Here is a 23,515-nt window from a genome sequence, read left to right on the forward strand (position 1 = left end):
TAATCGGTTAGCGACTATAGGGAAGTACCATGGAGACACCATTAACCGCACTGCAGCAGGCCTACCTTCTGGGCCGCAGCGATCGATGGCCGCTCGGCGGCGTGGCGATGCACGACTTTCGCGAATACCGCACCCGGCAGCGGGATGTACCGCGCCTTGAAGCGCGCCTGGCCGAGCTGGTACAGCACTACCCGGCGTTGCGCACCTGCATCGATGTGCAGCGCGCCACGCAGCACGTACGCCCAGAGGTGACGCTGCATCTGGATCGCCACGATCTGCGCTCCCTTGATGACGAAGCGGCGCAGCGCCAGACTGAACAGCTGCGCGATCGCTATTCCCACCAGCGCCACGATCCGAGCCAGCCACTGTGGCGCATCGCCGTGATCCAACTTGCCGAACAGCAGGATCCGACGGGATCGCCGTACGATACGCTGATCTTCACCAGCTTCGATGCCTTGATCCTCGACGGCCAGGGGATCTCCACCGTGATCGCGCGCCTGTTCGACGATCGCCCTCTGGCGCCGACCGCCGCCGCACTGCCGCCCCCCGCCGCATCGGCGACGCAGCGCCAGGCCGATGCCGCCTACTGGCGTGAAAAGCTGCAGGATGTCACCACGCCGTCGGCACTGCCGTGGCGTGCCCCGCTCGCCAATCTCACCTCATCACGCTATCGCCGCGCCACCTTGACGCTACCGCGCGATACGGTAAAACAGCTTGGCCGCCTGGGATCGCCGCATGCGCTGCTGCGCAACAGCCTGCTGTCGGCGCTGATCCTCGATACGCTGGCCCACTGGACCACCGATGGCGAGCTGTGCGTCGGGGTGCCGGTGGCGTTCCCCGCCGCCGACGGCGCCCTGGGCAACGCCTCCAGCTTCGTGGCGGTGCGCTATTCCCGCCACGGCGAAGATTTTATTCAGCGCGCGCAGGCCCTGCAGGACGATGTACTCGGCGCGCTCGACCACCTGGCGTTTTCCGGCGTCGATCTGGCGCGGCAGTTGCTCGGCCAAAGCCAGGGCGGCCCGGCGCTGCCGGTGATCCTGACCAACTGCCTGGGTTGGGAAACGCTGCCGGCCGAGGCGCCGGTGCGCTTCCACGACGGCCTGACCCAAACGCCGCAGGTCGCCATCGACATTCGCCTGACGCTGGACAGCGAAAAAAATCTGCAGCTATGCGTGGACTACGCCGAACAGGCGCTACACGGTGAACAGGTAGAAGCCATGCTGGCCGCGTTGCAGCGACGCATCCTGCACAGTTGCCAACGGGCCGACCTGGCGATCGCACCGCGGGACTTCATCGATCTGGCGCATTACCGCCACAACGACAGCGAAGCGAATTACGCGCCTTACCCTTATCTGGCGCAGCTGGCCGAGCGGCTGTTTGGCGCGCAAAACGGCGGCAATGCGCTGATCTGCGGCGAGCAGAGGCTGACCTACCGCGAACTGGGCCAGCGGATCGCCACGGCAATCGCCAACCTGCAGAGCCGCGGCGTGCAGCCGGGCAACGTAGTGGCGCTGTATCTGCCGCGCAGCCCGGAACTGGTCATCTTCAGCCTCGCCTGCGCCCTGCAGGGGGTAATCTGGGTGCCTGTCGACATCAACTCGCCGCCGGAGCGCACTGCCTACCTGCTGGAGAACTGCCGGCCGACGTTGGTGGTGCACGGCGGCGATCTGGAGACGCCGATCGGCGTGACGCCGGCAACCCTGCTGGCGCCGACGGATCGCACGCCAGCGCTGCCGGATGAACAGACGTTGGTGGAACGCAGCGCCAGCCTGGCCGCAAGCTACTATCTGTATACCTCCGGCACCACCGGCAAGCCCAAATGCGTGGTGCTCAACAACCGCGCCACCGCCAACGTTATCCACCAGACCCAGCTGCGCTGGGCGGTCACTGCTGACGACGTCTTCATTTCCGTCACGCCGCCGCACCATGACATGTCGATGTTCGATCTGTTCGGTTCGCTGTGCGCCGGCGCCACGCTGGTGCTGCCGGCGTCGCATCAGGAAAAGGACGCCATCAGTTGGAACCAATTGGTGGAGAAACATCGGGTCAGTCTGTGGTGTTCGGTGCCGGCCATTCTGGAGATGCTGCTCACCTGTAAAACGGCCGACAGCCTGCGCTCCCTGCGCCTGGTGGCGCAGGGCGGCGACTACATCAAGCCGGCGACGGTGCAAACCCTGCGTACCCTGCGCCCGGATCTCGCGCTGTTCTCACTCGGCGGGCCGACCGAAACCACCATTTGGAGCATCTGGCACCCGATCGCCCCACAGGAGAGCGGCACCGTGCCTTACGGCCGCCCGCTGCCGGCCAACCGCTACTTCATCTGCCATGACGACGGCAGCCACTGCCCGGCGGGCGTGGTCGGCCGCATTCACACCGCCGGGGTCAACCTGGCGTTAGGCTATCTGGAGCAGGGGGAACTGAAGCAGCACGATTTCGTCACCCTCGAAGGGCCGGACGGGCAATCGCTGCGCGCTTTCCGCACCGGCGATCAGGGCTATTACCGTGCGGACGGTAACATCATGTTCGCCACCCGAGTGAACGGCTATGTGAAGATCCGCGGCGTGCGCGTCTCGCTGCCGGAAATCGAAGACGTGCTGCGCCGTCATCCGGCGATCCTGGATATGGTGGTGGTGGATTATCCCAGCGGAGAGAACAACGAGGCGGCGCTCGGCGCCCTGTATCTGACCCGCGACGGCAAACCGCTGCCGCTGTCCGAGATCCGCGCCTTCGCCACCGGCTATCTGCCCTGTACCCATATTCCCACGCGCTTTATCCATGCCGAGGCGCTGCCGCTGTCCGCCAACGGTAAAACCGACCGCCATCGCATCCGCGCCGACCTGAGCCACCAACAAACCGCGCCGGCGTTGAACGCCTGCGCGGCCCCGCCGCCGAACGCGCCGCTGGCGCGCAGCGCCGAGATCCTGGCCATTTACTGGCAGGAAATTGGCGTAACGCCGCGCCCGGAATGGGGGGAAGAGACGGCGTTTATCGCCATGGGGCTGAAGCTGCCGCATATCAAACAGGTGGCGGCACGCCTCAATGACGCTTTCGGCACCCGTCTGGTAAGCAGTTCGCTCTTGCCGTGCAAGAACGCGCGCGAAGTGGCGGCGTTGCTGGCCAGCTGAAGCCATACCACTCGGGCGGGAGCATCCTCCCGCCCGCACTTTCTCAGGCGGGCAACGCCGTCAGGGCCGCCAGCGGTTGCTCCCAGGCTTCCCGCTGCAGCGCACGCAACAGAAATTCTTGCAGCGCCTCGCCATAGTCCAGCGCATCCTCCGTCGGAAACTGCTCCAGATAGATATCGATATCCACCTGCAGATCGCGGGCGTCGGTGCGGCCGCGATAAGTCAGGTTGAAACCGTCGCCCGAGCCGCCGGCCAATACGCTGCGCGTACCGCTGCAGCCGGTAAAACGGGGCGTATCGAAGGGCTGCACGTTGATGAAAGGGGAAATAAAGAAGCGTGAATCCGGATCCACGCCGCGATCGGCGGCCAGTTGGCGCAGGCGGTAGCCGCCGTGGCTGCGCAGCTCGCGCAGCTGCTGCGTCAGCGTGGTGAGAAAGCTCCCCAGCGTCTCCGCTTGCGGCGGTGACACCAGCAGCGGCAGAGTGTTGACCGCCAGCGAAGGCACGTTGGTGGCGGCCTGTCCACGACGATTCAGCGCCGGCATCCACATCGGCAGCGTATCGCCTTGCCGGGTACAGCGCGGCATCACCTGAAACAGCCAGGCCGCCGACAGCGCCACCAGCAAGTCGGGCCAATTGATGCCGCTGCGCTCCGCCAACTGCGCCAGACAGTGCGACACCGCCGCCGGCAGCCGGTAGTGGGCGCTCAAACGCCGTACGCCATAGGCCTCACCGCCCTTGCGCACCGTCGGCAGCGCCTGCGACGGCGGCAGATAGGTCTGCCAAAAGCGCCGATCGCGCGCGCATCGCTCAGAATCAGCGTAGGCCAGTTCAGCCTGTTGAAAGGCGTCAAAGGCACCCAGGGGCATACCCGCGCTGCCCTCACCCAGATAGTGCGCGTATAACGCGGCGCAGCGGTGTTCGATCAGGGCCATGCCGAAGCCATCAACCAGAATATGGTGCGCACGCACGTACCAGAGGTAGCGCTCCGGCCCCAGTTTGAGCAGCCAGGCTGCGGCTAGCGGCTCGCTGTGCAGCGCCCGGCGCTGCGCGATATCTTCGCGCATCAGGCTTTGCGCCGCATGCCAGGGATCGCCGTGCGTTTGCAGATCGATGCGTTGCAATGGCGGTGTGCGCTGTGGATCGTAACGTAACGACGCAGGAGAGTCGCCATGCCGCTCACCAAAGCGCAAGGCAAACGCCTGCGTCTCGGCGAGAGTGGTGACGATCGCCCGGCAGAGCGTCTCTTCCTCTACCGCGCCACACAGTTCGGTGCAATGTGCGACGGTGGACAGAGTCCGCCCAGGGTGCAAAGTGTGTTCTTCCCAGAAATCAAGCTGCGCTGGCGCCAGCGGCAACCATCCAGAGGCCAAAGCGGTGTCCGACATGTTACCTACCTTTGATAAGCCCGAATAAAGACGCCGAACGGGCGTAACCCCACCGTTCAACGGCTTTGCGTGTCTCCATACATCATCAAATGAAAATGATAATAACATCTATTATCATTTCTATTAATTTGGTAACACTTTAGATTCTGTTAAGCGGGGATGCAAGTCGCGCAGTAAGGCAGAGAAAAGAAAGTGGCAGGTTGAAGAGCCATAAAAAACAAAACGCCCCGGCACAACTGCCTGGGGCGTTTTCAACGTCGGCGATACTCGGTGATTAGGCCTGGTTGGCCGGCTTCACCTTCTGCGCCAGGAACTCCGTTTCGTAGGCCAGCGCCTTCTTGCGATCGAACTGGTGCTCCCACTTGGCGATCACCAGTACCGCCAGCGCGTTGCCCACCACGTTCAGCGCGGTGCGCGCCATATCCAGGATACGGTCCACGCCGGCGATGAACGCCAGGCCTTCCAGCGGAATGCCGACGCTGCCCAGGGTGGCCAGCAACACCACGAACGAGACGCCCGGCACGCCGGCGATCCCTTTCGAGGTCACCATCAGCGTCAGCACCAGCACGATCTCCTGCCCCAACGACAGCTCGATGCCGTACAGCTGGGCGATAAAGATGGCGGCAATGCTCTGGTACAGCGTCGAGCCATCCAGGTTAAAGGAGTAACCCGTCGGCACCACGAAGCTGGTGATCGACTTGGGCGCGCCGTAAGCCTCCATCTTTTCGATGATGCGCGGCAGCACCGTTTCCGAGCTGGCGGTGGAATAAGCCAGGATCAGTTCGTCTTTCAGGATGCGGATCAGCGTCCAGATGCGCAGGTTGCACAGCCGGGCGACCGCCCCCAGTACCACCAGGGCGAAGAACGCGATGGCGAAGTACACCAGCACCACCAGCTTGGCCAGCGGCAGCAGCGAAGCGAAACCGAAGTTGGCTACCGTGACCGCAATCAGGCCAAACACCCCGATCGGCGCATAACGCATGATCATGTGGGTGACTTTGAACATGCTCTCGGACACCGCCTTGAACACCTTCAGCAGCGGCTCTTTGGTCTCTTTCGGCAACGACGACAGCCCCAGGCCGAACAGCACCGAGAAGAAAATAATCGGCAGCATGTCGCCCTTGGCCATCGACGAGAAGACGTTCGATGGGATCAGCGACAGAATGGTCGCCACCAGGCTGTGCGAACCGCTTTGCACCTGTTCGGTGGTTTTCTCATACTGCGAAATGTCCACCGTGGTCAGCGTCGACATATCAATGCCGTGGCCAGGTTGGAATACGTTGGCCAACGTCAGCCCCACCACGATGGCGATCGTGGTGATCACTTCGAAGTAAATAATGGTTTTCAATCCGATGCGGCCCAGCTTTTTCGCATCCCCCACGCCGGCAATACCGACGATCAGCGTGGAAATAACGATCGGCACCACAATCATCTTGATCAGACGAATAAAGATATCACCCGCCGGGCTGAGAATATTACTGACCAGCCACTCACGAGATTCGGTCTGGTTGTGCAATACCGCGCCAACAATAATACCCAGTACCAACGCGATCAGGATTTGCCAAGCCAGGCTAATTTTTACACTTTTCATACCCAAAAAGTCCTCAAAGACTCTTTTCGCCGTACAAAGTCGCAACACGACGAAAAGAATACTTAATCATTTATTACAGGCTTATGTTAATTCAGCGGAAGCGTTCACCTGCCCTGGGTGAAACGCAGTATAAATCTGTATCATCCGGGCGGCATGCTCTGCAAGCCTTGATTTGTCAGTGTTGAGCGCTGAATCGAATCACAAAAAATTCGCGTAACTATTTCAAACGGCATAATTGGTTGTTATTAAAAACATAATTTTTCATACAATGAAGTACATAACCGCACCGACGACGATTTTTTGAACGCGATTAAAATGCGTTATTTTTCGCTCATTCTGCATATTTAATCCGCATGATATGTTTATATTTTGTTACTCAAAAGTCAAACAAATGAGAATTGACCGAGTGACACTTTCGCCCATAAATGCAGTGCCACTTTATATTTCGATTAAAAAAAGAACGATATCGCAGGGCGCATACCATAGGGCATTACCCGACCTTTCATCAGGAATTAAAGGTTAATAAAACGTTATTTCACGCTGTGCAGTCCATCGTTATATCGTGCTAATGCCAACTTAGAATATTAATAGCGAAAAATAATCCAAAAAGATTTATAGCGAGAAATAATGGCGGCCCTGATCGTATCTATTAGTTTCTCGGCAGTTGAGCCCGTTTTGGTTTATTCTTTTTTGTTCTTTAGATAAGTGTTTTTGGTTAAAAACGTGGGTTTATGAGGATTTAAGCGCCAAAGAGATAGATACGCCCTGCAAATGCGACAGAATGATTACAAATCAATATCTTTGTTGCGTGATCTGCCGCGCAAAAAAGAAACAAAGAATCATAGCAAACTATACTTAACCTTCAGTTGACATATCATTAACAACTTCAAGGAGAAAAGCTATGAGCCAACTGCATAAACACGCTATTCCTTCTGCAATTGCAGAACGCGCCCTGATTAATCCGGCACAATACCAAGAGTATTATCAACAGTCGGTTCAAGACCCAGAGGCTTTCTGGGGTGAGCATGGCAAAATCCTGGATTGGATCAAACCCTATACCAAAGTTAAAAACACCTCGTTCGATCCGGGCCACGTCAGCATTCGCTGGTTTGAAGACGGCACGTTGAACCTGGCGGCCAACTGCCTGGACCGCCATCTGGCCGAGCGCGGTGACCAGACCGCCATTATCTGGGAAGGCGATGACCCGACCCAATCCAAAAAGGTGACTTACAAACAGCTGCATCACGATGTCTGCCAATTCGCCAACGTGCTGAAACAGCTCGGCGTTAAAAAAGGCGACGTGGTGGCCATCTATATGCCGATGGTGCCGGAAGCGGCGGTCGCGATGCTGGCCTGCGCGCGCATCGGCGCCGTACATTCGGTGATCTTCGGCGGCTTCTCGCCGGAAGCCGTCGCCGGGCGCATTATCGACTCCAACGCCAAACTGGTGATCACCGCCGATGAAGGCCTGCGCGCCGGCCGCGCCGTGCCGCTGAAAAAGAATGTCGACGATGCGCTGAAAAATCCCGGCGTGGTCAGCGTGGCCAACGTCGTGGTGTTCCAGCGCACCGGCAAACCGGGTTACTGGCAGGAAGGGCGCGATCTGTGGTGGCATGAGCTGACCCAAGGCGTTTCCGCCGATTGCCCGCCGGAAGAAGTGAACGCCGAAGATCCGCTGTTTATCCTGTACACCTCCGGCTCGACCGGCAAGCCAAAAGGCGTGCTGCACACCACCGGCGGCTACCTGGTCTACGCTGCGATGACCTTTAAGTATGTGTTCGACTATCACGACGGCGACATTTACTGGTGCACCGCCGACGTGGGCTGGGTCACCGGCCACAGCTATCTGCTGTACGGCCCGCTGGCCTGCGGCGCCACCACGCTGATGTTCGAAGGCGTACCTAACTATCCGGGCGTCAATCGTCTGTCGCAGGTGATAGACAAACACCAGGTCAACATTCTGTATACCGCGCCGACCGCCATTCGTGCCCTGATGGCCGAAGGCGACAAGGCGATCGAAGGCACCCGACGCGATTCGCTGCGCATCATGGGCTCGGTCGGCGAACCGATCAACCCGGAAGCCTGGGAGTGGTACTACAACAAGATAGGCAACGCCAAATGCCCGATCGTCGACACCTGGTGGCAAACCGAAACCGGCGGCTTCATGATTACCCCGCTGCCGGGCGCCACCGAGCTGAAGGCCGGTTCCGCCACGCGGCCTTTCTTCGGCGTACAGCCGGCGCTGGTCGATAATGTCGGCACGCCGCAGGAAGGCGCCTGCGAAGGCAACCTGGTGATCGTCGATTCCTGGCCAGGCCAGGCGCGCACCCTGTTCGGCGATCATGACCGCTTCGAGCAAACCTACTTCTCGACCTTCAAAGGCATGTACTTCAGCGGCGACGGCGCCCGCCGCGACGAGGACGGTTACTACTGGATCACCGGCCGCGTCGATGACGTGCTGAACGTCTCCGGCCACCGTTTGGGCACCGCCGAGATCGAGTCCGCGCTGGTATCTCACCCGAAAATCGCCGAAGCGGCGGTGGTCGGCATTCCTCACAACATCAAAGGCCAGGCGATCTACGCCTATATCACGCTGAACCACGGCGAAGAACCGACGCCGGAGCTCTATGCCGAAGTGCGCAACTGGGTGCGCAAAGAAATAGGGCCGATCGCCACGCCGGACGTGCTGCACTGGACAGACTCGCTGCCCAAAACGCGCTCCGGCAAGATCATGCGGCGTATCCTGCGCAAAATTGCCGCCGGCGACACCAGCAACCTGGGGGATACCTCCACGCTGGCGGATCCGGCTGTAGTCGACAAGCTGTTGGAAGAAAAACAATCAATGAAAGTGCCGTCATAATTTACGCCGCTTCAGGCCGCTCATTCGGGTAACGCGCCGTTGAGCGGCCCTGGCGCGGCGTACTCTATCAATACCTACTGGAGACGCTCTGATGAATGACACCATTTATCAAGGGATTGAAGAAAACCCGCGCTTTAAAGAGCTGGTGAGAAAACGCGGCCGGTTCGCCTGGCTGCTTTCGCTGATTACGCTGGCGCTGTACGTCGGCTTTATTTTGTTGATCGCCTTCGATCCACAATGGCTCGGCACGCCGATCGCCGCCGGATCGACCATCACCCGCGGGATCCCGGTCGGCGTCGGGTTGATCGTGATCTCTTTCGTCTTGACCGGGATCTACGTGTTTCGCGCCAACGGCGAGTTCGATCGCCTCACCGCAGAGATTCTGCGCGAGGTGAAACAATGAAGCGCTTATTGTCCGCCGCCGCGCTGCTGTTACTGCCTGGCCTGGCCTGCGCCGACGCCATTGGCGGTGAGGTGCATCGTCAACCGCTGAACATCCAGGCGATCGTGATGTTTATCCTGTTTGTCGGCGCCACACTCTACATCACCTATTGGGCGTCCAAACGCACCCGTTCCCGTCAGGACTACTACACCGCGGGCGGGCGCATCACCGGCCTGCAAAATGGCCTGGCGATCGCCGGCGACTTCATGTCCGCCGCCTCGTTCCTCGGCATCTCCGCACTGGTCTATACCTCGGGCTATGACGGGCTGATCTACTCCATCGGCTTCCTCATCGGCTGGCCGATCATTCTGTTCCTGATCGCAGAACGCCTGCGCAATCTCGGCCGCTATACCTTCGCCGATGTCGCCTCTTATCGTCTGCAGCAGAAACCGATCCGTACCCTCTCGGCCTGCGGCTCGTTGGTGGTGGTGGCGCTATATCTGATCGCGCAGATGGTCGGTGCCGGCAAACTGATCCAGCTGCTGTTCGGGCTCAACTACCACGTGGCGGTGATCCTGGTCGGTATCCTGATGGTGCTGTACGTGCTGTTCGGCGGCATGCTGGCCACCACCTGGGTGCAGATCATCAAAGCGGTGCTGTTGCTGGCGGGCGCCAGCTTTATGGCGCTGATGGTGATGAAGTCGGTGAACTTCGACTTCAATACCCTGTTCGCCGAAGCGGTAAAGGTGCACCCGAAAGGCATCGCCATCATGAGCCCCGGCGGGCTGGTCTCCGATCCGATTTCCGCGCTATCGCTTGGCCTGGCGCTGATGTTCGGCACCGCCGGTCTGCCGCACATCCTGATGCGTTTCTTCACCGTGAGTGACGCCAAGGAAGCGCGCAAGAGCGTGTTCTACGCCACCGGCTTTATTGGTTACTTCTATATTCTGACCTTTATCATCGGCTTCGGCGCCATCTTGCTGGTCAGCGCCAATCCGGCGTTCAAAGACGCCACCGGCGCGCTGCTGGGCGGCACCAACATGGCGGCGGTGCACCTGGCCAATGCCGTTGGCGGCAACTTCTTCCTCGGCTTTATCTCGGCGGTGGCGTTCGCCACCATTCTGGCAGTCGTCGCAGGCCTGACGCTGGCCGGCGCCTCGGCCGTGTCCCATGACCTGTACGCCAGCGTGATTAAAAACGGCAAGGCGACCGAGCGCGATGAACTGAAGGTCTCCAAGATCACCGTCGTGGTATTGGGGCTGGTCGCCATTGCCCTGGGGATTTTGTTCGAGAAGCAGAATATCGCCTTTATGGTCGGACTGGCCTTCTCCATCGCCGCCAGCTGTAACTTCCCTATCATCATCCTGTCGATGTACTGGTCGCGTTTGACGACCCGCGGCGCGATGATTGGCGGCTGGCTGGGTCTGTTAACGGCGGTGATTCTGATGATCCTCGGCCCGACAATCTGGGTGCAGATCCTCGGCCATGAAAAACCGATTTATCCGTATGAATATCCGGCGCTGTTCTCGATGATCGTGGCCTTTGTCGGCACCTGGCTGTTCTCGATCACCGACAGCTCGCTGGCCGGACAGCAGGAGCGGGAACGCTTCCGGGCCCAGTTTGTCCGTTCGCAAACCGGACTGGGCATCTCTCAGGGCAGCTCGCATTGATCGAATAATAAGTGAAAAAAGCAAACACACCCTAATCAAAGGCCCTTCGGGGCCTTTTCTCTGGCTCGCTGGCGGAGAAGAAGGAGGGGAAAACCGCGCAGCGTAGCTGCGCTTTTTGACGTTTTACGCATAGCAAAAAGCCCTGAACGTCAGTTCAGGGCTTTCGGCTTTGTTTGATGCCTGGCAGTGTCCTACTCTCGCATGGGGAGACCCCACACTACCATCGGCGCTACGGCGTTTCACTTCTGAGTTCGGCATGGGGTCAGGTGGGACCACCGCGCTATTGCCGCCAGGCAAATTCTGTTTCATTCCAACCGCTTCACTTCCATGAATCCATCAGAACCAATCTCGGAACTTCGCTGAAAATCTCTCTAAAAACACCTTCGGTGTTGTAAGGTTAAGCCTCACGGATCATTAGTACTGGTTAGCTCAATGCATCGCTGCACTTACACACCCAGCCTATCAACGTCTTAGTCTTAAACGTTCCTTCAGGGGCCTTAAAGGCCCAGGGAAGACTCATCTTGAGGCAAGTTTCGCGCTTAGATGCTTTCAGCGCTTATCTTTTCCGCACTTAGCTACCGGGCAATGCCATTGGCATGACAACCCGAACACCAGTGGTGCGTTCACTCCGGTCCTCTCGTACTAGGAGCAACCCCTCTCAATCTTCCAACGCCCACGGCAGATAGGGACCGAACTGTCTCACGACGTTCTAAACCCAGCTCGCGTACCACTTTAAATGGCGAACAGCCATACCCTTGGGACCTACTTCAGCCCCAGGATGTGATGAGCCGACATCGAGGTGCCAAACACCGCCGTCGATATGAACTCTTGGGCGGTATCAGCCTGTTATCCCCGGAGTACCTTTTATCCGTTGAGCGATGGCCCTTCCATTCAGAACCACCGGATCACTAAGACCTACTTTCGTACCTGCTCGAGCCGTCACTCTCGCAGTCAAGCTAGCTTATGCCTTTGCACTAACCTCACGATGTCCGACCGTGATTAGCTAACCTTCGTGCTCCTCCGTTACTCTTTGGGAGGAGACCGCCCCAGTCAAACTACCCACCAGACACTGTCCTCACCCCAGATTATGGGGCCGAGTTAGAACATCAAACATTAAAGGGTGGTATTTCAAGGATGGCTCCACGCAGACTGGCGTCCACGCTTCAAAGCCTCCCACCTATCCTACACATCAAGGCTCAATGTTCAGTGTCAAGCTATAGTAAAGGTTCACGGGGTCTTTCCGTCTTGCCGCGGGTACACTGCATCTTCACAGCGAGTTCAATTTCACTGAGTCTCGGGTGGAGACAGCCTGGCCATCATTACGCCATTCGTGCAGGTCGGAACTTACCCGACAAGGAATTTCGCTACCTTAGGACCGTTATAGTTACGGCCGCCGTTTACTGGGGCTTCGATCAAGAGCTTCGCCTTGCGGCTGACCCCATCAATTAACCTTCCAGCACCGGGCAGGCGTCACACCGTATACGTCCACTTTCGTGTTTGCACAGTGCTGTGTTTTTATTAAACAGTTGCAGCCAGCTGGTATCTTCGACTGGCTTCAGCTCCATCCGCAAGGGACTTCACCTACATGCCAGCGTGCCTTCTCCCGAAGTTACGGCACCATTTTGCCTAGTTCCTTCACCCGAGTTCTCTCAAGCGCCTTGGTATTCTCTACCTGACCACCTGTGTCGGTTTGGGGTACGATTTAATGTTACCTGGAGCTTAGAGGATTTTCCTGGAAGCAGGGCATCAACTACTTCTGCACCGTAGTGCATCGTCATCACGCCTCAGGGTTAGTATGCAACCGGATTTACCAGGTCACACCCCCTACACGCTTAAACCGGGACAACCGTCGCCCGGCTAGCCTAGCCTTCTCCGTCCCCCCTTCGCAGTAACACCAAGTACAGGAATATTAACCTGTTTCCCATCGACTACGCTTTTCAGCCTCGCCTTAGGGGTCGACTCACCCTGCCCCGATTAACGTTGGACAGGAACCCTTGGTCTTCCGGCGAGCGGGCTTTTCACCCGCTTTATCGTTACTTATGTCAGCATTCGCACTTCTGATACCTCCAGCAACCCTCACAGGCCACCTTCAACGGCTTACAGAACGCTCCCCTACCCAACAACGCTAAGCGTCGCTGCCGCAGCTTCGGTGCATGGTTTAGCCCCGTTACATCTTCCGCGCAGGCCGACTCGACCAGTGAGCTATTACGCTTTCTTTAAATGATGGCTGCTTCTAAGCCAACATCCTGGCTGTCTATGCCTTCCCACATCGTTTCCCACTTAACCATGACTTTGGGACCTTAGCTGGCGGTCTGGGTTGTTTCCCTCTTCACGACGGACGTTAGCACCCGCCGTGTGTCTCCCGTGATAACATTCTTCGGTATTCGGAGTTTGCATCGGTTTGGTAAGCCGGGATGGCCCCCTAGCCGAAACAGTGCTCTACCCCCGAAGATGAGTTCACGAGGCGCTACCTAAATAGCTTTCGGGGAGAACCAGCTATCTCCCGGTTTGATTGGCCTTTCACCCCCAGCCACAAGTCATCCGCTAATTTTTCAACATTAGTCGGTTCGGTCCTCCAGTTAGTGTTACCCAACCTTCAACCTGCCCATGGCTAGATCACCGGGTTTCGGGTCTATACCTTGCAACTAATCGCCCAGTTAAGACTCGGTTTCCCTACGGCTCCCCTATACGGTTAACCTTGCTACAAAATATAAGTCGCTGACCCATTATACAAAAGGTACGCAGTCACACCACGAAGGTGCTCCCACTGCTTGTACGTACACGGTTTCAGGTTCTATTTCACTCCCCTCGCCGGGGTTCTTTTCGCCTTTCCCTCACGGTACTGGTTCACTATCGGTCAGTCAGGAGTATTTAGCCTTGGAGGATGGTCCCCCCATATTCAGACAGGATGTCACGTGTCCCGCCCTACTCATCGAACTCACGACCTGTGCATTTTAGTGTACGGGGCTATCACCCTTTGCTGCGCGACTTTCCAGACGCTTCCACTAACACACAAGCCGATTCAGGTTCTGGGCTCCTCCCCGTTCGCTCGCCGCTACTGGGGGAATCTCGGTTGATTTCTTTTCCTCGGGGTACTTAGATGTTTCAGTTCCCCCGGTTCGCCTCATGCCACTATGTATTCATGACATGATAGTGTGTCGAAACACACTGGGTTTCCCCATTCGGGTATCGCCGGTTATAACGGTTCATATCACCTTACCGACGCTTTTCGCAGATTAGCACGCCCTTCATCGCCTCTGACTGCCTAGGCATCCACCGTGTACGCTTAGTCACTTAACCTCACAACCCGAAGATGTTTCCATCGTTCGCGCTGCAAACATTTGAGAGACTCTATGACAGGTTACTCTTCATCCCAATACGTCTACGGAGGGATAAATTTCAGCCGTCATGTTTCAATTTTCAGCTTGTTCCAGATTGTTAAAGAGCAAAATACTTCGCAGCATACTGTCGCCAATATACTCTGAAGTATTGAAATACCGGACTATATGGTGGAGCTAAGCGGGATCGAACCGCTGACCTCCTGCGTGCAAGGCAGGCGCTCTCCCAGCTGAGCTATAGCCCCATACAGTCACGCGCAGTACCTTTTCCACTTCGAAGAAGTGGTAGGCCTGAGTGGACTTGAACCACCGACCTCACCCTTATCAGGGGTGCGCTCTAACCACCTGAGCTACAAGCCTATAAAGGTATTTCTGCTCGTTACTTTCTATCAGACAATCTGTGTGAGCACGCCACTCGAACTAATATCTTTAGGTAAGGAGGTGATCCAACCGCAGGTTCCCCTACGGTTACCTTGTTACGACTTCACCCCAGTCATGAATCACAAAGTGGTAAGCGCCCTCCCGAAGGTTAAGCTACCTACTTCTTTTGCAACCCACTCCCATGGTGTGACGGGCGGTGTGTACAAGGCCCGGGAACGTATTCACCGTAGCATTCTGATCTACGATTACTAGCGATTCCGACTTCATGGAGTCGAGTTGCAGACTCCAATCCGGACTACGACATACTTTATGAGGTCCGCTTGCTCTCGCGAGGTCGCTTCTCTTTGTATATGCCATTGTAGCACGTGTGTAGCCCTACTCGTAAGGGCCATGATGACTTGACGTCATCCCCACCTTCCTCCAGTTTATCACTGGCAGTCTCCTTTGAGTTCCCGGCCGAACCGCTGGCAACAAAGGATAAGGGTTGCGCTCGTTGCGGGACTTAACCCAACATTTCACAACACGAGCTGACGACAGCCATGCAGCACCTGTCTCAGAGCTCCCGAAGGCACCAATCCATCTCTGGAAAGTTCTCTGGATGTCAAGAGTAGGTAAGGTTCTTCGCGTTGCATCGAATTAAACCACATGCTCCACCGCTTGTGCGGGCCCCCGTCAATTCATTTGAGTTTTAACCTTGCGGCCGTACTCCCCAGGCGGTCGATTTAACGCGTTAGCTCCGGAAGCCACGCCTCAAGGGCACAACCTCCAAATCGACATCGTTTACAGCGTGGACTACCAGGGTATCTAATCCTGTTTGCTCCCCACGCTTTCGCACCTGAGCGTCAGTCTTCGTCCAGGGGGCCGCCTTCGCCACCGGTATTCCTCCAGATCTCTACGCATTTCACCGCTACACCTGGAATTCTACCCCCCTCTACGAGACTCTAGCTTGCCAGTTTCAAATGCAGTTCCCAGGTTGAGCCCGGGGATTTCACATCTGACTTAACAAACCGCCTGCGTGCGCTTTACGCCCAGTAATTCCGATTAACGCTTGCACCCTCCGTATTACCGCGGCTGCTGGCACGGAGTTAGCCGGTGCTTCTTCTGCGAGTAACGTCAATTGATGAGCGTATTAAGCTCACCACCTTCCTCCTCGCTGAAAGTGCTTTACAACCCGAAGGCCTTCTTCACACACGCGGCATGGCTGCATCAGGCTTGCGCCCATTGTGCAATATTCCCCACTGCTGCCTCCCGTAGGAGTCTGGACCGTGTCTCAGTTCCAGTGTGGCTGGTCATCCTCTCAGACCAGCTAGGGATCGTCGCCTAGGTGAGCCATTACCCCACCTACTAGCTAATCCCATCTGGGCACATCTGATGGCAAGAGGCCCGAAGGTCCCCCTCTTTGGTCTTACGACGTTATGCGGTATTAGCTACCGTTTCCAGTAGTTATCCCCCTCCATCAGGCAGTTTCCCAGACATTACTCACCCGTCCGCCGCTCGTCACCCAGGGAGCAAGCTCCCCTGTGCTACCGCTCGACTTGCATGTGTTAAGCCTGCCGCCAGCGTTCAATCTGAGCCATGATCAAACTCTTCAATTAAAAGCTTGATTTGCTTCCACTCGAGAAGCGATGCTCAAAGATTTACTGCATGAATTTTACTTCAGTTAGTCACTCTTCAAGACTTGATATTTTTTTTGCATCCGAAGATGCTGGATATCGTCTTGTGGAGTGCCCACACAGATTGTCTGATAAATTGTTAAAGAGCAGTGAGTTAGGCGCTTTCGCTTGCTAACTCGAGGTGGCGTATATTACGCTTTCCTCTTTCAGAGTCAACCCTAATTTTCAGGATTTTTTCTCTGCGACCCCCGGATACTCTGTGAAGTTGTTCACATGTTCCGTGTCGATGGAGGCGCATTATAGGGAGTTCCTCGCAGGCCGCAACAGGTATTTTCAGCAAAAACGATCGTTCGCTGCATTCCACAGCAAAACCCCGCCTTATACCCACTTGCACACAGTGTTATCCACAGATGCGATTTGCACGGAAAATTTACGAGCGCCACGCAAACGTTTTCGCTACAATTCCCCGCGACGAAACGATCCCCCTTTTTATGGGGGCGCTATCTGAATATGTGCCTGACCCTCCCTTTATAAGGCAAAAAACCCTTCCTTATAGAGAGAACGAGGTGGACATTCACGTAACGCTCTTTAATTGCGACTCAAAGCCAAGGGATAAAACCATGCAACAACCTCGTCCAATCCGCCGGGCCCTGCTCAGCGTGTCTGACAAAACCGGTATCGTTGAATTCGCCGAAGCGCTTTCCCAGCGCGGCGTTGAACTGCTCTCCACCGGCGGCACCGCTCGTCTGCTGGCAGACGCCGGTCTGCCCGTTACCGAAGTTTCCGACTACACCGGCTTCCCGGAGATGATGGACGGACGAGTTAAGACCCTGCACCCGAAAGTCCACGGCGGCATTCTCGGCCGCCGCGGCCAGGACGATGCCGTCATGAATCAGCATGACATCAAGCCTATCGACATGGTGGTCGTCAATCTGTACCCGTTCGCCCAAACCGTGGCGCGCCCGGATTGCTCGCTGGAAGACGCGGTCGAAAATATCGATATCGGCGGCCCGACCATGGTGCGCTCCGCCGCCAAGAACCATAAAGACGTCGCCATCGTGGTGAAGAGCAGCGACTACGCCGCCATCATTACCGAGATGGACAACAACGACGGCTCGCTGCGCTATGCCACCCGCTTCGATCTCGCCATCAAAGCCTTCGAACACACCGCCGCCTACGACAGCATGATCGCCAACTACTTCGGCGCGCTGGTGCCGGCGTACCACGGCGAGACCGAGCAACCGTCCGGCCGCTTCCCGCGTACCCTGAACCTCAACTACATCAAGAAGCAGGATATGCGCTACGGTGAGAACAGCCACCAGCAGGCCGCCTTCTATATAGAGGAAGAGGTGAAGGAAGCTTCCGTCGCGACCGCCGAGCAGCTGCAGGGCAAAGCGTTGTCCTATAACAACATCGCCGATACCGACGCCGCGCTGGAATGCGTGAAAGAGTTCGCCGAACCGGCCTGCGTGATCGTCAAGCACGCCAACCCTTGCGGCGTGGCGATCGGCGACGACATTCTGGCCGCCTACGAGCGCGCTTACCAAACCGACCCGACCTCCGCCTTCGGCGGCATCATCGCCTTTAACCGCGAGCTGGACGCCGCCACCGCGCAGGCGATCATCAGCCGCCAATTCGTGGAAGTGATCATCGCGCCAAACGTCACCCAGGAAGCGCGCTCCCTGCTGGCCGCCAAACAGAACGTGCGCGTGCTGGCCTGCGGCCAGTGGCAGCAACGCGTGGCGGGGCTGGACTTCAAGCGCGTCAACGGCGGCCTGCTGGTGCAGGATCGCGATCTGGGCATGGTAACCGCCGCCGATCTGCGCGTGGTATCCGAGCGCCAGCCGACCGAGCAGGAACTGCGTGATGCGCTGTTCTGCTGGAAAGTGGCCAAGTTCGTGAAATCCAACGCCATCGTTTATGCGCGTGACAACATGACCATCGGCATAGGCGCCGGCCAGATGAGCCGCGTTTACTCCGCCAAGATCGCCGGCATCAAAGCGGGCGACGAAGGGCTGGAAGTAAAAGGCTCCGCCATGGCCTCCGACGCCTTCTTCCCGTTCCGCGACGGCATCGACGCCGCCGCGGCGGTTGGCATCACCTGCGTGATCCAGCCTGGCGGCTCAATCCGTGACGACGAAGTGATCGCCGCCGCCAACGAACACGGCATCGCGATGATCTTCACCGACATGCGTCACTTCCGCCATTAATTCCTTTTGCCGCGTGCGCTCCGGCGCACGCCATTCGTGGAGCCCCTGATGAACATTTTGATTATCGGCAACGGCGGGCGCGAACACGCGCTGGCCTGGAAAGCCGCCCAGTCTCCGCTGGCGGACAAAGTCTACGTCGCGCCGGGTAATGCCGGCACCGCGCTGGAAGCCAATCTGGAAAACGTGGCGATCGCCGCCACCGACATCCCCGCCCTGGTCGCGTTCGCCCAGAGCCATGACATCGGTCTGACCATCGTTGGGCCGGAAGCGCCGCTGGTGATCGGCGTGGTCGACGCCTTCCAGGCCGCCGGTCTGAAAATCTTCGGCCCATCACAGGCCGCCGCGCAGCTCGAAGGCTCCAAAGCCTTCACCAAAGATTTCCTGGCGCGCCACCGCATCCCGACCGCCGAATATGAAAACTTCACCGAGGTGGAGCCAGCGCTAGCCTATGTGCGCCGCAAAGGCGCGCCGATCGTCATCAAGGCTGATGGCCTGGCGGCCGGTAAAGGCGTGATCGTCGCGATGACGCTGCAGGAAGCGGAAGAAGCCGTGCGTGACATGCTGGCCGGCAACGCCTTCGGCGACGCCGGTCATCGCATCGTAGTGGAAGAGTTCCTCGACGGCGAAGAAGCCAGCTTCATCGTGATGGTCGATGGCGAGAACGTGGTGCCGATGGCCACCAGCCAGGACCACAAGCGCGTCGGCGACGGCGATACCGGCCCGAACACCGGCGGCATGGGGGCCTACTCTCCGGCGCCGGTCGTGACCGACGAAATCCACCAGCGCGCCATGGACCAGGTGATCTGGCCGACGGTGCGCGGCATGGCGGCGGAAGGCAATACCTACGTCGGCTTCCTGTACGCCGGCCTGATGATCTCCGCTGACGGCCAGCCGAAGGTGATCGAATTCAACTGCCGTTTTGGCGATCCGGAAACTCAGCCGATCATGCTGCGCCTGCGCTCCGATCTGGTGGAACTGTGCCTGGCGGGTGCCGAAGGCCGTCTGAACGAGAAAAGTTCTGACTGGGACGAACGCCCTGCGCTCGGCGTAGTGCTGGCAGCCGGCGGTTATCCGGGCGACTATCGCAACGGTGAGGTTATCCAGGGGCTACCGCAGCAGGAAAGCGCCGACGGTAAGGTCTTCCACGCCGGTACGCGCCTGCAGGGCGATGACGTCGTCACCAGCGGCGGCCGCGTGCTGTGCGTGACGGCGCTGGGCGACACCGTGGCGCAGGCGCAGCAACGCGCTTATCAGCTGGCGGAAGGCATCCAGTGGCCGGGCAGCTTCTGCCGTAAAGATATCGGTTATCGCGCGATTGCGCGCGGCAAATAATTTGACCTTTCATGGTCATGACAAGAGGCTCCGCAGCGCGGGGCCTTTTTTATAGTTGGTCTTCTTTCGGTTCCCAGCTGCAGAAATCGTCGTTCGCCACCAGCAGCAGTTCGCTGCCTTCCGGCGCTTCCAGCCAGGCGACGCTCACCGGCCGGCTGCTGCTGCGGGCACGCTTCTCGATCCAGACGATGGAGGCGGCATCCAGTCCCGGTTTCATGCTTTGGCCGTCGCAGGTTTGCACCTCGCCCTGCATCCAACGCCCCTGCAGCAATTTCACCTTGCCGGCGCGCAGCGCATTGCTCACTTCGAGGATCCGTCGCGCCTGATATTGATACAGGGCAATTTCATCGCGGGTCAGCGGTTCGCGGCGTGTCGCCAGTTGGCGCTGCATAAAGCTCACCGTGCCGTCGTCGGCAAAGCGCAGCTGAATAGAATCTCGATCGCCGTCGGCGTCGTTACGTTTGATTTGGCGCAGCACGTCGCCCTGATAAGTGTACAGCGTGGTAATGGTACCCGGGCCGCGGTAAGGGCTGTAGACGCTGACCAACACTTGCGGACGATGTTGCTCATCGTCTTTACGCCACAGACGCATCACGCCCTGATCGGCCACGAAGCCGCTGGCGGTAAAACTGGGGATATCGGAATGGAAACTGCAGGCGCTCAGGCCGACGGCGATGCCAACGGCCATGAGCGCCCGACGAGTAAACAAAAGGGGCGCCATCGCCCCCCTGTTTAATCTTTTCACCGAGGAGCGATCTTATTTAACGGCGTCTTTCAGTGCTTTGCCAGAAACGAACGCAGGCACGTTGGCTGCTGCGATTTTGATTTCTTTGCCAGTCTGTGGGTTGCGGCCAGTGCGCTCGCTACGATGGTTTACTTTGAAAGTACCGAAGCCAACCAATTGTACTGCATCACCTTCTTTCAGAGACTCAGTAATTGCAGCCAGGGTGGATTCCAGAGCCAGTTTAGCTTGTGCTTTGGAAAGGTCAGCCTTGTCCGCGATTACATCAATCAGTTGAGTCTTGTTCATAAGTTATCCTTACAGTGTGTTTATCGTTTGCAAAGCATCGAGTGCGACGGATATGCCGATTGACAGCACTCTCCTGCATACACGCACCGATAGCCACTTTTTTTACGCCCCCCAAATGTAGACCAGACAGGGTGCGGATGTGAAGCCTTAAGGCATGACAAATCAGGCGTTAAATCACGTTTTGTTGCCTTATTGCGCTAAATTTATCCCGATGTTGCTGACACCGGCCTCTCGCAGGTCGGATCGCAGCCCCTTGATCAGGTCTAAATCGCGCTCTTCACAGGCGTCCAACAGGCGGAAAATTTCCCATTGAATGTCCCATTCTTCCTCTACCGCCGGCAAACTTTCCAACTCTTCGTCGGTCATTTCCTTACCGGCTTGGGTCATTTCCAACATCGCCACGGTGCGAATCGATGTTTCGCTGATGGCGATGGCGTGCTCCAGCGTCTCCCCGCCGAGCCGCGAATGGATCAGTTCCCCTAATGCGATACAGGCATCAATTGCCGGGTAAACGCCGTAAAGATCGTAATCTTCCGCCGACGGAATCGCCTCTTCCAACTTCTCGAGCTGGCTGTCGAAGTTGACCTTGGCATCCTTCACCACCAGCGTTTCCCACACCAAATCCAGAATGCGGCGATAAACCGCCGGATCGCCGAACTCGGTCTGTTTGCAGAACATCTGGTAATTCGGGTACATACGCTCGCACAAACTGGCCATAAAGGTCAAATGTTGCCAGCCCTCGAGCCGTTCCAGACGTAAATGAATCGGGTTACGTAGCATGCTTTACTCTCTTACGCGTTATCTGCGGCGCAGTGTACCCGAAATCGCTCATGGCGACACCTCCGGATGCTGCTGCAACCACCGCTGAAACGCCGGACGGCGCGAAGCGATGGCGTCGGCCCAACGGGTCGGCTCCGGCAAACGGTAGCCCGCCATGCAGCGCTGCACCCACGCCAGCGCGCTGTCGGCACCCACGCGGTGACCGGTAGAGATGAACAGCGGGTTGCAACGCGCCTTGCTGCGCCATACCCAACCCAGCTGTTCACCCTTATCTTCCAACGGCGCCAGCGCGCCGACGGCGGCGTCCAGCGGCGCGAATTTGCCGCACAGGCGCTTCTTGGCCACGCCGATGGTCGGTACATCGACCAGCAGGCCGAAATGGCTGGCGACGCCAAGGCGCCGCGGATGTGAAACGCCGTGGCCATCAACGAAGATCAGCCCCGGTTTTTGCCGCAGCTGCGCCCAGGCGGCCAGCAGCGCCGGGTATTCGCGAAACGACAGGAAACCCGGGATATAAGGCATGACGGTAGCGATGCGCGCCACCTGATACTCCACCAGCTCCAGCGACGGAAAGCGCAGGATGGCGATGGCGGCGCGCGTCACCGCGCCCTCTTGCTCGAAGCCCACATCGGCGCCGGCGATGAACGCCGGCGGTTCGGCCGGCAGATCGTCGTAGCGAATGACTTCAGCGGCGCGCCGCAGCTGTTCGGCGCGCAGAGCCGCCATATCGATCACATCGGATCCTTAACGGTGGTATTTCGCCGACTGCGCGTGTACCGCCTCGACGAAGGCCCCGGCGTGCTCCGGCGGCACATCCTGATGGATGCCGTGGCCCAGGTTGAACACATGACCGTTGCCGTGGCCGAAACCGGCCAGAATGGTCTCCACTTCGTCCACGATGCGCGCCGGAGAAGCATAAAGCATCGACGGATCCATATTGCCCTGCAGCGCCACTTTGTCGCCCACGCGCCGACGCGCGTCGGCGATATCGGTGGTCCAGTCCAGCCCCAGCGCATCGCAGCCGGTGGCGGCCATCGCCTCCAGCCACTGCCCGCCGCCTTTGGTAAACAGCGTCACCGGCACGCGGCGGCCGTCATTTTCACGCAGCAGGCCATCGACGATCTTGTGCATGTAGTGCAACGAGAACTCGCGGTAATCGCGCCCGGTCAGCACGCCGCCCCAGGTGTCGAACACCATCACCGACTGCGCGCCGGCCTTGATTTGGGCATTGAGATACAGGATCACGCTGTCCGCCAGCTTGTCCAGCAACAGGTGCAGCGTGGCCGGTTCGGCATACATCATCTTCTTCAGCTTGGTGAAGGCCTTGCTGCTGCCGCCCTCAACCATATAGGTAGCCAGCGTCCACGGGCTGCCGGAGAAGCCGATCAGCGGCACTTCGCCCTTCAGCTCGCGGCGAATGGTGCGCACCGCGTTCATCACATAGCCCAGCTCCACTTCCGGATCGAACACCGGCAGTTTGTCGACGTCGGCGCGGCAGGTGACGGGGGAGCTGAAACGCGGGCCTTCGCCGGCTTCAAAGTACAGGCCGAGCCCCATGGCGTCGGGAATGGTGAGAATATCGGAGAACAGGATGGCGGCGTCCAGCGCATAGCGGCGCAGCGGCTGCAGCGTAACCTCACAGGCCAGCTCCGCGTTCTTGCACAGCGACATGAAATCACCGGCCTGGGCGCGAGTCGCCTTGTACTCCGGTAAATAACGACCGGCCTGGCGCATCATCCATACGGGGGTCACATCCACCGGCTGGCGCAACAGCGCGCGCAGGTAACGATCGTTCTTCAACTCAGTCATTTATGGG

Annotated in this window: 13 protein-coding genes, 2 tRNA genes and 3 rRNA genes; 6 read left to right on the forward strand and 12 right to left on the reverse strand. The window is 58.2% G+C overall.

The genetic code is table 11. From position 1 onward, the window contains the following. Positions 1-29: 29 nt before the first annotated feature. Complete coding sequence (locus tag CRO23_RS22330; RefSeq protein ID WP_097102955.1) at positions 30-3,125, forward strand: amino acid adenylation domain-containing protein; 3,096 nt, start codon at positions 30-32, stop codon at positions 3,123-3,125. 43 nt (positions 3,126-3,168) lie between these two features. Here CRO23_RS22330 and CRO23_RS22335 read toward each other — a convergent pair whose 3' ends face one another. Together CRO23_RS22335 and gltP are read right to left on the reverse strand one after the other, a co-directional pair. After that, positions 3,169-4,512 (reverse strand): condensation domain-containing protein, encoded by a 1,344-nt coding sequence (locus CRO23_RS22335; RefSeq protein ID WP_097102957.1) that lies wholly within the window; start codon positions 4,510-4,512, stop codon positions 3,169-3,171. A gap of 274 nt (positions 4,513-4,786) precedes the next feature. Beyond that, the gene (gltP, locus tag CRO23_RS22340) at positions 4,787-6,103 is read right to left on the reverse strand and encodes a glutamate/aspartate:proton symporter GltP (RefSeq protein WP_016929412.1); all 1,317 of its coding nucleotides are present in this window, start codon (positions 6,101-6,103) and stop codon (positions 4,787-4,789) included. A 901-nt stretch (positions 6,104-7,004) separates the two neighbouring features. On the opposite strand from gltP, the gene acs reads away from it, so the two are divergent. The 3 genes from acs to actP all read left to right on the forward strand — a co-directional run bounded on the left by acs (position 7,005) and on the right by actP (position 11,015). Continuing rightward, complete coding sequence (gene acs, locus CRO23_RS22345; protein WP_079449966.1) at positions 7,005-8,963, forward strand: acetate--CoA ligase; 1,959 nt, start codon at positions 7,005-7,007, stop codon at positions 8,961-8,963. A 91-nt stretch (positions 8,964-9,054) separates the two neighbouring features. After that, positions 9,055-9,366, forward strand: a complete 312-nt coding sequence (locus CRO23_RS22350) for a DUF485 domain-containing protein (protein ID WP_004930047.1) — start codon at positions 9,055-9,057, stop codon at positions 9,364-9,366. Next, the gene (gene actP, locus CRO23_RS22355; protein ID WP_004930048.1) at positions 9,363-11,015 is read left to right on the forward strand and encodes a cation/acetate symporter ActP; all 1,653 of its coding nucleotides are present in this window, start codon (positions 9,363-9,365) and stop codon (positions 11,013-11,015) included. The genes CRO23_RS22350 and actP overlap by 4 nt, the downstream gene beginning before the upstream one ends. A 178-nt stretch (positions 11,016-11,193) precedes the next feature. On the opposite strand, the gene rrf is transcribed toward actP, so the two are convergent. The 5 genes from rrf to CRO23_RS22380 all read right to left on the reverse strand — a co-directional run bounded on the left by rrf (position 11,194) and on the right by CRO23_RS22380 (position 16,329). Continuing rightward, positions 11,194-11,309, reverse strand: a 5S ribosomal RNA gene (rrf, locus tag CRO23_RS22360). 99 nt (positions 11,310-11,408) lie between these two features. After that, a 23S ribosomal RNA gene (locus CRO23_RS22365) occupies positions 11,409-14,315 on the reverse strand. Positions 14,316-14,522: 207 nt separating this feature from the next. Beyond that, positions 14,523-14,598 (reverse strand) — tRNA-Ala (locus CRO23_RS22370). A 38-nt stretch (positions 14,599-14,636) separates the two neighbouring features. Further along, positions 14,637-14,713: transfer RNA gene (locus CRO23_RS22375), tRNA-Ile, on the reverse strand. A 74-nt stretch (positions 14,714-14,787) separates the two neighbouring features. Beyond that, positions 14,788-16,329: ribosomal RNA gene (locus tag CRO23_RS22380) — 16S ribosomal RNA — on the reverse strand. Together the 16S, 23S and 5S rRNA genes with 2 tRNA genes alongside form the textbook arrangement of a ribosomal RNA operon. 638 nt (positions 16,330-16,967) lie before the next feature. On the opposite strand from CRO23_RS22380, the gene purH reads away from it, so the two are divergent. Together purH and purD are read left to right on the forward strand one after the other, a co-directional pair. Further along, positions 16,968-18,557 carry a bifunctional phosphoribosylaminoimidazolecarboxamide formyltransferase/IMP cyclohydrolase gene (purH, locus tag CRO23_RS22385; RefSeq protein WP_015376332.1) on the forward strand — a complete coding sequence of 530 codons (1,590 nt, stop codon included), beginning with the start codon at positions 16,968-16,970 and terminating at the stop codon, positions 18,555-18,557. A gap of 48 nt (positions 18,558-18,605) precedes the next feature. Further along, complete coding sequence (gene purD, locus CRO23_RS22390; protein ID WP_015376331.1) at positions 18,606-19,889, forward strand: phosphoribosylamine--glycine ligase; 1,284 nt, start codon at positions 18,606-18,608, stop codon at positions 19,887-19,889. 49 nt (positions 19,890-19,938) lie between these two features. Here purD and CRO23_RS22395 read toward each other — a convergent pair whose 3' ends face one another. From CRO23_RS22395 to hemE, 5 genes are all read right to left on the reverse strand, one after another. After that, positions 19,939-20,610, reverse strand: coding sequence for a DUF1481 domain-containing protein (locus CRO23_RS22395; RefSeq protein WP_097102958.1), 672 nt, complete (start codon positions 20,608-20,610; stop codon positions 19,939-19,941). 36 nt (positions 20,611-20,646) lie between these two features. Continuing rightward, a complete protein-coding gene (gene hupA / locus CRO23_RS22400) occupies positions 20,647-20,919 on the reverse strand; it encodes a nucleoid-associated protein HU-alpha (protein ID WP_004929874.1) in 273 nt (90 codons plus the stop codon). Positions 20,920-21,108: 189 nt separating this feature from the next. Beyond that, positions 21,109-21,699: a YjaG family protein gene (locus tag CRO23_RS22405; protein WP_015376329.1), complete on the reverse strand. Its 591-nt coding sequence runs from the start codon at positions 21,697-21,699 to the stop codon at positions 21,109-21,111. Between the two features lie 48 nt (positions 21,700-21,747). Continuing rightward, on the reverse strand, positions 21,748-22,434 hold the full coding sequence (gene nfi, locus CRO23_RS22410) for a deoxyribonuclease V (RefSeq protein WP_097102960.1): 687 nt from the start codon (positions 22,432-22,434) through the stop codon (positions 21,748-21,750). Between the two features lie 9 nt (positions 22,435-22,443). Continuing rightward, positions 22,444-23,508, reverse strand: a complete 1,065-nt coding sequence (gene hemE, locus CRO23_RS22415; RefSeq protein WP_097102962.1) for a uroporphyrinogen decarboxylase — start codon at positions 23,506-23,508, stop codon at positions 22,444-22,446. Positions 23,509-23,515: the final 7 nt, after the last annotated feature.

Source organism: Serratia sp. JKS296, from assembly GCF_900215445.1.
Taxonomy (GTDB): Bacteria; Pseudomonadota; Gammaproteobacteria; order Enterobacterales; family Enterobacteriaceae; genus Serratia; species Serratia marcescens.